Source organism: Polynucleobacter sp. 31A-FELB, assembly GCF_018882405.1.
In the GTDB taxonomy this organism is placed as follows: domain Bacteria; phylum Pseudomonadota; class Gammaproteobacteria; order Burkholderiales; family Burkholderiaceae; genus Polynucleobacter.
Genome location: NZ_JACVOO010000001.1, coordinates 82,879 through 96,765 on the forward strand (window position 1 = coordinate 82,879; position 13,887 = coordinate 96,765).

Sequence of the window (13,887 nt, forward strand, 5' to 3'; positions counted from 1 at the left end):
GGTTTAAAAGCCATGATGAATGCAAACCTCTTGCGTAAGGGAATGAATATATGGCCCCCATTCTTGGGTGCGGGCATTACCGTGGAAAGTATTGCTAAAGATTTTCGTCACGCCAAAGTTCGCTTAAAGCATGGTCTTTTAAATCGCAACATCCTAGGGGTTCACTTTGGCGGAAGCCTATTTGCAATGACTGACCCCTTCTTCATGATGATGGTGTCTCAAAATATTGGTAAAGGCTACATTGTTTGGGATCAAGCAGCAAAAATTGAGTTCCTTAAGCCTGGTAAGGGTCCTGTGCATGCCTCCTTTGAGCTTACTCAATCTCAAATTGACGAGATTATTAACGCCGCCGAGTCTGGCAATAAAGTCCTGAGGGATTTTGTCGTCGATGTGAAAGACCGAGAAGAAGATGTCGTTGCGCGCATTACCAAGACACTCTACATACGTAAGAAGATTAAGAAAAGCTAGGTATATTTTTAGATTTTTGTTGCTTATTTAATTGCTATAAGCAGGCGCATCAAGTCTGCGTGACCTATCTGATTTTATCGGACCAATTTCATCTAGAAACTCTGGCTCCCGTTATTAATTCCTTTTGCCATCCCGCCACAAACTCAGATGGGGTTTGATAATCCAAACTTGAGTGCGGCCTGATCGTATTGTAATGTTCCCGCCACTGCTCGATTAAAACCTTCGCATGCTTTCGGCTATGAAACCAGCTCATCGCTAAGCACTCATCTCTAAATTTGCCATTAAAGCTTTCGTTAGTACCGTTTTGCCAAGGTTTTCCTGGCTCAATGTGTAGATTGCGTAATCCTCTCTCTACAGCCCATTCCAATAAGATGGCACTGACAAACTCAGGGCCATGGTCACTGCGCAGAACTTTGGGGTAACCACGTTCTGCGATGACCTCCTCTAGCACTTGCACCACTCGCTCGCCTTTAATCGATCCTGCCACATCAATGCAAAGACTCTCTTTAGTGAACTCGTCTATCAGGGTTAAACACTTGAGCTTTTGTCCGTTGGCACAAGCGTCAAATACAAAATCATATGCCCAAACTTCATTGGGTCCGGTTGCGATAAAGGGTTGACGGTTTTGACTACGGTAACGCTTGCGGGTCCTTTTGGCGGGCACCTGCAGACCCGCTCCAGCCCAAATACGTGCTGCACGATCACGGCCCAGGATAAGGCCATCTCTCCGCAAAAAGATCCGAATGCGCCTTGCTCCATAGCGAGGATATTGCTCGGAATACTGGCGCATGGCAGCCACTATCGGCTGATCTTTAACCGGCATCTTGCATTGGTAACCCAATCCAGATCTAGCAACACTTAGCAGCGTACAAGCTCGTCTTTGGGAGATGCCCCGCCCAACTGCATAGCGAACCTGCTCCAGTCGCTCCTGCACGCTCACCACTTTTTTACTGCGATCTCCTTCATCACTTCAATCTCGAGATCGCGCTCTGCCAAGATCTTCTTTAAACGACCGTTCTCTTGCTCAAGTTGCTTTAAGCGTTTGACGTCATCTGCACCTAGGTCGCCAAACTTCTTACGCCAGCTATAAATCGAGGGTTCGCTGACCCCGTGGCGCTTGGCTACCTCTGCTATTGGCGAACGATCTGCCTCTTGCAATATCCGAACAATCTGCTCGTCTGAAAACCGTGCTCTCTTCATACCCGCTCCTTAGGTTGAAGGAGTCATTATCTCTAAAAGCGTTTGGTCTGAAAATCCCAGGACAGGTCATGCGCATCTCACCTTCAATCCAAGCCTCCACCTCCAGCTGCAACTGCTCTTCAGTTTTTCCTTGAACGGAAATGACTGGGCCAATTGAAAGCGTAATCAAACCAGGGCGCTTAAGAAAAGTTTTTCTTGGCCAAATTGCACCTGAGTTTTGTGCGACTGGCAGAATATCGGTATGCGTACTGATGGCGAGACGTACGCCACCTTTGCGATAAGGCTTAAACGATCCTCGAGGAGTGCGAGTACCTTCTGGAAAAATCGCAATCCATCTACCCTCTTTTAAAACTACCTTACCCTGGGCAGCAACGGCTTCTCTGGCGTTTTCTCGATCGCCACGATTGATATGAATCATACGTAATGAAGCTAGGGCCCATCCAAAGAATGGCACATACAAAAGCTCCCTTTTAAATACAAAACAGAGTTCTTTTGGAAATATCGATAGATAAACAAAGGTTTCCCAGGCAGACTGGTGCTTGCCCAGAACAATTAAAGGCTTATTAGGATCTTTTGGAATATTTTCCAATCCCTTAACTTGAGACCTAATACCGCAGAGTAAATACAAAACTTTCTGAATTAATCTGCACCAAGCTACACCCATACTGTAGCGAGTACGAATACTAGTAAATGGAATGACCAAAATAATCGCAGTCGCAAAAATGGTGACTGATGTAAAGCCAAATAGGTAAAACAGTAGTGAGCGTAGCCAAAGAATCACGATGAGCAGTTAATTACCCAAGACAATTGAGGAAAATATTAATCCCTCATTATATTAGGCAAATTTTAGATAGCTAAGCGCTTCTTTGCCGCCTGATACTCACTCTCGAGTTGATCCATGATCTGAGCAACCGTGGGTACCCCGTCTATAAGACCTACGCCCTGACCTGCACCCCAAATATCTTTCCAAGCTTTAGCGCTAGAACCATCTTTACCCGCTTGCGAGAGTTTGGCAAACGCTTGCGGATCACCATCTGGAAGATTGGCTGGATCTAGGCCGGCATTAATGATGCTCTGCTTAATATAGTTGCCATGAATGCCTGTGAAATGATCCGTATAGACAATATCGGCGGCTTGTGCAGTCACAATGGCTTGTTTATATTGCTCGCTCGCATGCGCTTCTTGACTGGCAATAAAGCGAGTCCCCATATAAGCAAAATCAGCACCCATTGCCTGTGAGGCCAATACTGCATCACCCGTTGAGATTGCCCCAGATAGTACGAGTGGCCCTTGAAATATCTTTCTTACTTCCCCTACCAGTGCAAATGGAGACAATGCACCGGCATGGCCTCCTGCTCCAGCAGCGACCAATATCAAACCGTCCACACCCGCCTCTAAAGCCTTTTCAGCATGGCGAATATTAACAACATCATGCAAGACAATGCCGCCATAGCTATGTACGGCATCAATAATCTCCTTAACAGGAGCCCTCAGGCTAGTGATGTAAATCGGAATGCGGTGCTTTACACAGGAATACATATCCTGTTCTAGTCGTGCATTGGAGACGTGAACGATTTGGTTAACCGCTAATGGCCCAACCCTAGAGTTTGGATTGGATTTCTGAAAATCCACCAACTCACTCTGGATTTGACTTAACCAATCATCCAGCTTTTCTTGTGGTCTAGCATTTAGAGCTGGGAACGATCCCACAATACCTGCCTTGCATTGCGCAAGGACGAGCTCTGGATAGCTCACAGTGAACATCGGTGCCGAGATGACCGGCAATCGAAGCCCTTGCAATATTTTAGGGATATGACTCATAGATCCCTGAGCTCACGTCTTAAAATTTTTCCAACATTGGTCTTCGGTAAATCGTTACGGAAGACAATGTGCTTGGGGCGCTTGTAGTTGGTGAGATTTTCTTTGCAATACGCCAAGATAGTCTCCTCCGATAAATCAGGGTCCTGCTTAACGATAAACGCCTTTACTGCCTCACCAGAATCCTCGTCTGGTACACCAATGACAGCGCATTCCAATACACCCGGAATGAGCGATAGCACTTCTTCCACTTCATTTGGATACACATTAAATCCAGAGACAAGCACCATGTCTTTCTTGCGATCCACAATCTTGGTTAGGCCATCTGCATTCATGATGCCGATATCGCCCGATCTAAAGAAGCCGTCAGCCGTCATCACATTCTTAGTTTCTTCGGGCTTATTCCAATAGCCAGCCATCACTTGTGGGCCCCGAATACAAATCTCGCCTGGAGTTCCAAACGGCACTTCTATGCCATCATCACCCAAAATAACGACCTCAGTACCAGGGACTGGCAAGCCAATGAATCCGGTGAAACTCTCGATCAATGCAGAATTAACGCAAGCGACTGGAGAGGTCTCTGATAGACCATAACCCTCAGCAATAGGAGCACCAGTCATTTTCTGCCACTGATCAGCAACCACTTTTTGCATTGCCATACCGCCGCCGATGGTTGCCAAAATATTAGGGAACTTTACTGAAGCAAATTCTGGCTTATGCATCAAGGCATTAAATAAAGTGTTTACTCCAGGGAAGATGTTGATATCTGGATGCTTCTTCAATAACTTAATAAAGCCATCAAAGTCACGTGGATTGGGCACCAAAATTAAAAGGCCGCCCTTGCGCATTCCCATAAGCGCACATGCTGTTAAAGCAAAGATGTGATAGAGCGGTAATGCGCACAAAAAGACTAGCTGGTCTACCTGCTTACGTTTCAATCCTGGCTCTAACCATAAGTCCGTCTGAATAACGTTGGACAGAATATTTTTATGCAGCAGAATGGCGCCTTTAGACAACCCAGTGGTACCACCGGTGTATTGAAGGAAAGCAATGTCATTAAGAGTTGTATTGGGTCTATTCCATTTATGACGACCACCCTCACTCAAAGCATGTGTAAAGAGAGTATGGTCAGGTAAATGCCAAGCAGGGACCAACTTTTTAACCTTGCGGACGACAAAATTAACTATTGCCCCCTTGAGACCAATCATCTCGCCCATTGAGGTAACAATGACCTTCTTCAGTGGCGCGCTTGAGGCAATATGTTGGTAAACGTGTGCAAAGTTTTCAAGAACGATGAGAGCAGATGCGCCACTATCTTTAAGTTGGTGCTCCAGCTCACGCGCCGTATAAAGCGGATTGACATTAACCACAACAAAACCAGCGCGCAATACACCTAAGATCGCAATCTGAAATTGCATCACGTTAGGTAGCATGATGGCAACTCGAGACCCTGGCTCTAAGCCTAAACTTTGTAAGTAGGCGGCAAAATGTCTGGAGTGCTGATCAAGCTCGCTATAAGTTAAAAACTTACCCAGATACTCACATGCTCGGCGATTTGGATAGCGCTCAAAGCATTCTTCGAACATGTCCAACAATGAATCATATTCTGAGATGTCAACATCATGAGGAACGCCCTCAGGATAGTTTTTTAACCAAGGTTTTATGGGATTAACCATGAAGCTATCTCCTGTCTCGTTTATTTTATTTATATTTAGACTTCTAAATCTGCAAGACTTAATCTAAACACATGTTGCAAGAAAAAACATGAGGAATAAATAAAAAGCCCTCTGTGAGGAGGGCTTAAATTTAATGCTGCAATGCTGTTTAGAATTTGTAACCTACACCAACCATCAGGTCAACGCCAGAACCACCTACGTTACCCGTAATCGGGCCCCTGCTAGTTTGAATTGTTGCTGTTTTGGAACTAATTCCGGCATAGTTGACCTCGCCAAGGAAATAGACAGATTGAGTAACCATTTGTTTGTAACCCAAACCTAGCACGTATCCTGTAAAGTTATAAGTTTGATAATTAGCCGTACCGCCATTAATACCCATGGTGTTACCTGTCATACCCACTTTTGCATAAGCTAACTTATCCTTATCGATCACGTAGCCAGGGTTAACAGTTACCGACCAGACATCTTTAATCTGATACTTAAACCAAGTAGGGGAAGAGGTCGTTCCGTTTGGGAGTGTCGCGTAAAAGGATCCGTTTGCAGCTGATGATGCGCCAAGAGAGTAGCTCGCCGCTATACCAAGCGTGTATCGATCATTGATCCCGTAGGTATAACCCAAACCAATTTTATTCGTTCCAGTGGATAGATTATCTTGCTGGGTTGTGACTGGAAGAGTTCTACCTCGCAAAGCGGTGGACTGTATGCTTGCGTTGTTAATAGTAGGGTTGAATTGTCCCCATCCAACTGCAGCTTCAGCATAAAAACCTTCCCATGGATTTGTCTTAGCAGATTGTGCATTTGCACTTGTTGCGAATACACAAGCCATAGCTAAAACTAACGCGCTAATCTTTACTGTTTTCATATATCTTCCTATTTTTGATTCTTCTAATTAATCTGAAACAACTGGATGAATCTTAATCAGTTTTAATTTAATTTGTATCTCGGGTTTTCCCTTTATTTATTTTGCGATGCAACAAATAAATTAGTCCTACGGGCAGTAAGCATTCTGTAGTGCTTATTTGACGTGGGTTGTGGGTTGTAGGATAATGCCGTAATATAAACGAACGATCGTATTATTTTTACAACAATGAAGGCTAATATTGATTCCCATGCTTGATACAAGGTCTACCTCTCTGGCTTTATCTACAGAGCCCAAAAAAGGTTTAACTACAAAATCAATGATTTTGGAGGACGCCCTTGAGATCTCTAGCAAGTCAGGGCTAGAAGGAATCACCATTGGCCACTTAGCTGACTCGGTTGGCATGAGCAAGAGCGGTGTCTTTGCCCACTTCGGCTCCCGCGAAGAACTGCAGATTGAAGTGATACGCAAGTACTACCAATTCTTTGCCGATAGCGTATTTGCGCCAGCACTTACCAAACCTAAGGGCCTACCGCGTTTACGCCAAATGATTGATTCTTGGCTGAAGATCAGTGTTGGCGAGAATACTTCTAGCTGCTTCTTTATTGCAGGCGCTGCTGAGTTTGACGATCGCCCTGGAATCGTACGTGATGAATTAGTACACAGCGTTGAAGACTGGCGCTCCGCCCTGCTTCGTGCCATCAATGAATCCATTGCAGCTGGACACCTCAAGAAAACCGTTGTTCCCCAAGAAATGCTCTTTCATCTCTACAGCATTGTGTTGGGAGCGCATCACGATTCAAGATTTCTGCAAAACCCAAAGAGCTTGGCACTAGCAAATAAGCTCATTAAGAATATTTTTCTCAATCACCAAGCAACCACCAAATAACTTTCATTTTTATCAAATCTGGAACTAATATGCCTCAATACAACCCACCACTCCGCGACATTCAATTTGTAATTCATGAGCTACTAGATGCTGGTAAGGAGTTTTCTAACCTACCAGCCTATCAAGATGTTGATAAAGACACAATGAATCAAATCATCGAGGAAGCCGGTAAGTTCGCTAGCGAAATTGCTTTTCCTTTGAATCAGATTGGCGATAAGGAAGGATGTACACGCCATGATGATGGATCGGTCACAACACCCACTGGCTTTAAGCAAGCCTACGAGCAATACGTTGCTGGTGGCTGGCCCGCCCTATCCTGTGATCCTGAGTATGGCGGGCAAGGATTGCCTCAATTACTCAATACCGTTCTATATGAAACTCTGAACTCAGCCAATCAATCCTGGACGATGTATCCAGGCCTATCACACGGCGCATATGAATGCCTTCATGCTCACGGTACCGATGAACAGAAAAAAACCTACCTTGAGAAATTAGTGTCTGGTCAATGGACTGGAACAATGTGCTTAACCGAACCTCATTGCGGCACCGATCTGGGTTTACTTAAAACCAAAGCCGAACCGCAGGCTGATGGCACTTACGCTATCACCGGAACAAAGATCTTTATTTCTAGTGGAGATCATGATCTTGCTGAGAACATTGTTCATCTTGTTCTTGCGCGATTGCCTGACTCACCTATCGGCAGTAAAGGCATCTCCTTATTTGCTGTACCGAAGTTTCAGATTGGTACAGATGGAGCGCTTGGAAAACCTAACGCTGTTTCCTGTGGGTCTCTTGAGCACAAGATGGGTATCCATGGCAATGCCACTTGCGTCATGAACTTTGATGGCGCCATTGGCACCCTAGTTGGAGAACCTCACAAGGGTTTAAATGCCATGTTCGTCATGATGAATGCGGCTCGCCTTGGTGTAGGAATGCAAAGTCTTGGATTAACTGAAGTGGCTTATCAAAACTCAGTTGTCTATGCAAAAGAACGTTTACAGATGCGCAGCCTCACTGGAGCGAAAGCACCAGAGAAAGCAGCAGATCCGATTATTGTTCACCCTGACGTACGTAGGATGCTGCTCACCCAAAGAGCTTATGCAGAAGCTGGTAGAGCATTCTCCTACTGGGTTGCCCTCATGATCGATACCGAACTCAATCATCCAGATGAAAAAGTTCGCAAAGAAACTGGTGAGATGGTTGCCCTACTCACCCCAATTATTAAAGCATTCTTGACTGATAACGCTTTTGAAGCTACCAATGAAGGCATGCAGGTATTTGGTGGTCACGGTTACATTGCTGAATGGGGCATGGAGCAGTATGTGCGTGACGCTCGCATCAATATGATCTATGAAGGTACCAATACGATTCAATCACTAGATCTTTTAGGACGCAAAGTACTTGGTGATATGGGAAAAAAACTTACCAAATTTGGAAAGATTATCGAAAAGTTCATTGAGGATGAAGGCGTTCGCAAAGAAATGCGGGAATTTATTGACCCCCTTTCTGATATCGCCGTTAAAGTTGAAAAACTCACTAAAGAGATTGGTATGAAAGCCATGATGAATCACGAAGAAGTAGGAGCTGCTGCCGTTCCCTACCTACGTGTAGTGGGTCATCTGATTTACTCCTATTTATTTGCACGCATGGCCAAAATTGCACTTGCCAATAAATCTAGCAACGATCCTTTTTATCAAGCGAAATTGGCCACTGCCCGCTTTTACTTTGACAAACTCCTGCCTGAGACCGCAATGCTGATTCGTCAAGCGCGCGCCGGCTCCAAATCGTTGATGGCAATGCCAGCTGAATTTTTCTGAGAGACTGAATATGAGTGAAAACAAGATTATTAAAAAAGTAGCCATCCTGGGTGCTGGCGTCATGGGCGCACAGATTGCCGCCCAATGCATTAATGTTGGGTTACCAGTTGTCTTATTTGACCTGCCGGGAAAATCGGATGATGGCAAACCAGTTCATAAAAATGCGATTGCCCTTAAGGCTATTGAGAATCTTAAGAAACTCAAGCCCGCCCCTTTAGGCCTTGCGAGTGATGCTAATTTGATTCAGGCAGCCAACTATGAAGATGACTTGGGGTTGTTAGCCGACTGTGATCTCATAATTGAAGCGATTGCAGAGCGTTTAGATTGGAAGCATGCTCTCTATGAGAAAGTTGCCCCGCATATTCCAGCGCATGCATTATTTGCCACCAATACGTCTGGCCTACCTATTGGCGAACTAGCTAAGGGTTTCTCAGGCGATCTAAAGAAACGCTTTTGCGGTGTGCATTTCTTTAATCCACCGCGCTACATGCATTTACTGGAACTCATTCCTGCCGCCGATACTGATGCAGTAGCATTAGATGCGCTAGAGACATTTATGACATCTACCATGGGTAAAGGTGTTGTCAGAGCTAAAGACACACCAAACTTTATTGGTAATCGCGTAGGCGTGTTCTCAATTTTGGCGGTCTTTGCTGAAGCGCAAAAGTTTGGTCTTGGGTTTGATGCGGTGGATGCAATCACTGGCAGCAAACTAGGTCGCGCCAAATCAGCGACCTTTAGAACTAGCGACGTTGTTGGCTTAGATACCATGGCTCATGTAATCAAAACCATGGAGAACTCTCTACAAGGGGATCCCTTCTCAACTCTATTTAAAATTCCAGACGTAGTAACTCAGCTTATTGCCAAAGGCGCCTTAGGCCAAAAGGCAAAGGCAGGCTTCTATCGAAAAGACGGTAAGAATGTTCTTGTATTGGATGCTGTCACCGGTGAATACAAACCATCTACCGCAACGATTGAACCGCTGATTGAGCGCATTCTGAAAAAACCAATTGCAGAGCGACTTGCATTGCTACGCGAGACCGATGAACCTCAAGCTCAGTTTTTATGGGCTATCTATCGGGATATCTTCCACTACTGTGCGATTCACCTTGGTGAGATTGCGCAATCTGCTCGAGAAATCGACTTCGCGATGCGCTGGGGTTATGGTTGGAATTTAGGCCCCTTTGAGGACTGGCAAGCAGCTGGCGTTACGCAAGTGGCTAATTGGATTAAAGAGGATATTGATGCAGGCAAAACACTAAGCAAAGAGCCTTTGCCCGCATGGATCTTTAGTGGACCAGTTGCTGATAAGCAAGCTTTCCACACGCCTGAAGGTTCATGGTCTGCATCTGAGAATAAATACATTCCCCGCTCTGCTTTGCCGGTATACCAAAAGCAAGTATTTAGGGCGCCACTGTTAGGGGATGGCTCTCCTGATCCTAAAACAGCGGGCACCACTGTTTTTGAAAACACGGACTTCCGAGCTTGGGTAGATACCAATCAGCCCGAGGTATTGATTGCCTCATTCCGCTCGAAGATGAATACCTTCAGCCCAGACGTATTAAGTGGCCTACAAAAAGCCGTTGAGATCGCAGAAGCGAACTATGCAGGATTGGTGATCTGGCAACCTACTTCATTGAAGCTAGGCACGCCTGGTGGGCCCTTTTCTGCAGGTGCTAATCTAGAAGCTGCAATGCCTATGGTCATGAAAGGCGGCCCTGCTGGAGTTGAGCCGTTCGTCAAAGAGTTTCAAGATACGATGATGAAAATCAAATACTCCCAAGTGCCTGTAGTTGCCGCAGTCTCTGGTATTGCCCTAGGGGGTGGTTGTGAATTAGTTCTCCAATCTGCGCGCAGAGTTGCTGCTATGGAAAGCTATATTGGCCTGGTGGAAGTTGGTGTTGGCTTATTACCTGCTGGTGGCGGACTTAAAGAAGCAGCCATTCGTGCGGCTCAAGGCGTTGCGCTTGCTGGGAACACCAATTATTTGGATTTTACCAAAGCCGCTTTTGAAAATGCTGCAATGGCTAAGGTTTCTTCATCAGCTCAAGAAGCAATGAAGATGGCTTACCTCCAAAAGGGTGACATTATCGTTGCAAACGTCTATGAATTACTGGCTTTGGCACAAGATCAAGTCAAAGCAATGCGCTACTCCGGATACAGACCTCCTATACCAACCTTAATACCGGTTGGTGGCCGTTCTGTTGCCGCCACCGTGATGGGTCAAGTAGTCAATATGCGTGACGGTGGCTTTATCTCTGAACACGATGCGCACATTGCTCAGAAGATCATTCAGATCATTACTGGTGGCGATGTCGATGCAGGAACGCTTGTTACTGAAGAGTGGCTGCTCAAACTGGAGCGCCAGGCATTTGTGGAGCTCATTGGTCACCCTAAATCCATGGAACGGATTATGGGTATTCTCCAAACTGGCAAGCCTGTTAGAAACTAATTTACCGAGATATCACTATGAAAAATATTCAAGACGCATATATCGTTGCTGCCACTCGCAGTGCCGTTGGTAGATCTGGGCGAGGTGCATTAAAAAATACTCGTCCGGATGACTTACTTGGCAACGCCTTACAACATATTCTGACGCAAGTACCCACCCTAGATCCCAAAGCCATTGAGGATGCCATTATTGGCTGTGCCATGCCAGAAGGTCAACAAGGATTGAATGTGGCCCGCATTGGATTACTCCTAGGTGGTCTACCAAATACTATTGGCGGTATTACTGTCAACCGTTTCTGCTCGTCTGGATTAAATGCCATTGCTATGGCAGCTGACCGCATTCGGGTTGGCGAAGCGGATGTGATGATTGCTGGCGGTGTTGAGTCAATGAGTATGGTTCCCATGGGTGGCAACTCTCCATCGATGTCACCAGAAATCTTTATGGCCGATGAAAACATTGGTATTGCTTACGGTATGGGCTTAACCGCCGAGAAAGTTGCGCAACAATGGAAGATCAGTCGCGAAGATCAAGATGCTTTTGCATTTCATTCTCATCAAAAGGCTATGGCCGCACAAGCCGCCGGTGAATTTAACTCTGAAATCTTTCCTGTCAAGGTTGCCCATCGCTCGATGAATCTGGATAAAGGCCAAGTGGATATACAGTGGCGTGAATTTTTGAAAGACGAAGGCCCACGGATCGATACCTCGCTTGAAGGGTTGGCGAAACTCAAATCTCCATTCGCCGCTAGAGGTAGCGTGACCGCTGGCAATAGCTCACAAACCTCTGATGGTGTTGGCGCACTCATCTTAGCCAGTGAAAAAGCGATCAAGACCTTTGGCCTCACTCCTTTGGCACGTTTTGTAAGTTTTGCCGTCAAAGGCGTTGCCCCGGAGATTATGGGCATCGGCCCTAAAGAGGCTATTCCAGCTGCGTTAAAACTGGCTGGACTCAATTTGCAGGATTTGGACTGGATCGAGTTAAACGAAGCGTTTGCAGCCCAGTCTTTAGCGGTCATTCGAGATCTTGGTTTGGATCAAAGCAAAGTCAATCCTTTGGGTAGCGCTATTGCTCTTGGACATCCTTTGGGCGCAACAGGCGCCATCCGAGCTGCAACAGCGATTCATGCGCTACAGAGACGTAATCTTAAACACGCCATGGTGACGATGTGCGTTGGTACCGGTATGGGCGCTGCTGGAATATTTGAGCGTTGCTAATCAGCTTTTATCAAAAATGGGAGACATCAGAATGTTAAAAAAACAAATCATTCTATCGGCCTGTATTCTTGGTCTGATTGCTGGCAATACGTATGCTCAAGCTACCGATCCAGCTATTGGGGTTTGGAAAACAATTGACGATAAAACCAATCAACCGGCTTCCTTAATTAAGATTGAAGAGGCCAATGGGTTTTTACAGGGCACCATCATCAAAACATTCCCAGCCCCAGGCGAAACGCCGCTAGTTTATTGCAATCTGTGCAAAGACGATCGTAAAGATAAGCCTCTTATTGGCATGAAAATCATGAGTGATCTTAAGCAAGATGGGGCAGGCACTTGGTCAGATGGAAAAATCTTAGACCCAAAGAATGGCGAAACCTACAAAGTTAAGGTTGCAACTGAAGATGGCAAAAAGATGGATGTCCGCGGCTATATTGGCATTCCATTATTAGGTCGCACCCAAGTTTGGTACAAAGCTGAGCAGTAATCTACAGATCATTTAAAAAATATGAGCAATCAACCTCTTCCAGAAGTTCTACGCAAACATTTGGCGGATGGTAATTTACCCGTCATTGCAGCCCCACTTTTTATTATCAGCAATCCTAAATTAGTGATTGCCCAGTGCAAAGCGGGTGTGATTGGCTCTATGCCAGCCCTCAATGCCAGACCTGCTGAACAGCTTGAAGAATGGTTGATTGAAATTACTACTGCCTTAGCGGAATACAACAGAGAACACCCGGATAAGCCAGCCGCACCTTTTGCCATTAATCAAATTGTGCACAAGAGCAACGATCGTCTTGAACATGATATGGCGCTATGCGTCAAATACAAAGTACCCATCATCATTACCTCCCTTGGTGCACGCGAAGAAATTAATACTGCCGCACATAGCTATGGCGGAATCGTATTGCATGACATCATCAATAATGCTTTTGCTAAAAAGGCGATAGAAAAAGGTGCTGATGGCTTAATTGCAGTTGCAGCTGGTGCTGGTGGACATGCCGGCATTAAAAGTCCTTTTGCATTAATTCAGGAAATTCGGGAATGGTTTAAAGGACCATTAGTACTGAGTGGCTCCATTGCTACTGGCGGTGCAGTTTTAGCAGCCCAGGCCATAGGCGCTGACTATGCGTATATCGGCTCTGCATTTATTGCCACTGAAGAAGCGCGTGCGAGTGAAGACTATAAGCAAGCAGTGGTTGATTGCAACTCAGATGATATTATCTTGAGCAACCTTTTTACTGGTGTTTCTGGGAACTATTTAGCACCCTCTATTCGCAATGCTGGCTTGGATCCAGATAATCTTCCAGAAAGCGATCCGAGCAAAATGAACTTTGGTGGCGCAGCCCAGAAAGCCTGGAAAGATATTTGGGGCTGTGGTCAAGGTATTGGCGCCGTAAAAGCAGTTACGCCTACAGCGCAGTTTGTTGCTCGATTAAAAGTTGAATATGATCAAACTAAAGCAATTTTGCTTAAAGGTGCAGCGTAGATCAC

At 45.6% G+C, this 13,887-nt stretch carries 12 protein-coding genes; 7 read left to right on the forward strand and 5 right to left on the reverse strand.

Annotated elements, in window-relative coordinates; translation table 11 throughout:
- The first annotated feature begins 12 nt into the window (after positions 1–12).
- A complete protein-coding gene (locus tag ICN30_RS00380) occupies positions 13–468 on the forward strand; it encodes a DUF4442 domain-containing protein (protein ID WP_255533022.1) in 456 nt (151 codons plus the stop codon).
- Between the two features lie 88 nt (positions 469–556).
- Here the strand turns inward: ICN30_RS00380 and ICN30_RS00385 are convergent.
- From ICN30_RS00385 to ICN30_RS00405, 5 genes are all read right to left on the reverse strand, one after another.
- A protein-coding gene (locus ICN30_RS00385) for an IS3 family transposase (protein WP_370626562.1) occupies positions 557–1,668 on the reverse strand; the annotation gives its coding sequence in 2 pieces (ribosomal slippage) (positions 557–1,419 and positions 1,419–1,668; 1,113 coding nt in all).
- Positions 1,553–2,449 carry a lysophospholipid acyltransferase family protein gene (locus ICN30_RS00390; protein WP_370626563.1) on the reverse strand — a complete coding sequence of 299 codons (897 nt, stop codon included), beginning with the start codon at positions 2,447–2,449 and terminating at the stop codon, positions 1,553–1,555. Before ICN30_RS00390 ends, ICN30_RS00385 begins: the two co-directional genes overlap by 116 nt.
- A 65-nt stretch (positions 2,450–2,514) precedes the next feature.
- Positions 2,515–3,489 carry a nitronate monooxygenase family protein gene (locus ICN30_RS00395; RefSeq protein WP_216229123.1) on the reverse strand — a complete coding sequence of 325 codons (975 nt, stop codon included), beginning with the start codon at positions 3,487–3,489 and terminating at the stop codon, positions 2,515–2,517.
- Positions 3,486–5,162: a long-chain-fatty-acid--CoA ligase gene (locus ICN30_RS00400; protein WP_216272566.1), complete on the reverse strand. Its 1,677-nt coding sequence runs from the start codon at positions 5,160–5,162 to the stop codon at positions 3,486–3,488. Before ICN30_RS00400 ends, ICN30_RS00395 begins: the two co-directional genes overlap by 4 nt.
- A 148-nt stretch (positions 5,163–5,310) precedes the next feature.
- Positions 5,311–6,024, reverse strand: a complete 714-nt coding sequence (locus ICN30_RS00405; protein ID WP_216272567.1) for an outer membrane protein — start codon at positions 6,022–6,024, stop codon at positions 5,311–5,313.
- Between the two features lie 247 nt (positions 6,025–6,271).
- Between ICN30_RS00405 and ICN30_RS00410 the strand changes: the two genes are divergently transcribed.
- The 6 genes from ICN30_RS00410 to ICN30_RS00435 are packed head-to-tail and all read left to right on the forward strand — an operon-like array spanning position 6,272 to position 13,882.
- Positions 6,272–6,910, forward strand: coding sequence for a TetR/AcrR family transcriptional regulator (locus ICN30_RS00410; protein WP_216272568.1), 639 nt, complete (start codon positions 6,272–6,274; stop codon positions 6,908–6,910).
- A gap of 29 nt (positions 6,911–6,939) precedes the next feature.
- On the forward strand, positions 6,940–8,727 hold the full coding sequence (locus tag ICN30_RS00415) for an acyl-CoA dehydrogenase C-terminal domain-containing protein (protein ID WP_216272569.1): 1,788 nt from the start codon (positions 6,940–6,942) through the stop codon (positions 8,725–8,727).
- 10 nt (positions 8,728–8,737) lie between these two features.
- Positions 8,738–11,179: a 3-hydroxyacyl-CoA dehydrogenase/enoyl-CoA hydratase family protein gene (locus tag ICN30_RS00420; protein ID WP_216272570.1), complete on the forward strand. Its 2,442-nt coding sequence runs from the start codon at positions 8,738–8,740 to the stop codon at positions 11,177–11,179.
- A gap of 17 nt (positions 11,180–11,196) precedes the next feature.
- The gene (locus ICN30_RS00425) at positions 11,197–12,393 is read left to right on the forward strand and encodes an acetyl-CoA C-acyltransferase (protein WP_216229129.1); all 1,197 of its coding nucleotides are present in this window, start codon (positions 11,197–11,199) and stop codon (positions 12,391–12,393) included.
- A gap of 31 nt (positions 12,394–12,424) precedes the next feature.
- Positions 12,425–12,880, forward strand: a complete 456-nt coding sequence (locus ICN30_RS00430; protein ID WP_215322062.1) for a DUF2147 domain-containing protein — start codon at positions 12,425–12,427, stop codon at positions 12,878–12,880.
- A gap of 21 nt (positions 12,881–12,901) precedes the next feature.
- A complete protein-coding gene (locus tag ICN30_RS00435; RefSeq protein ID WP_216272571.1) occupies positions 12,902–13,882 on the forward strand; it encodes a nitronate monooxygenase family protein in 981 nt (326 codons plus the stop codon).
- Positions 13,883–13,887 lie beyond the last annotated feature (5 nt).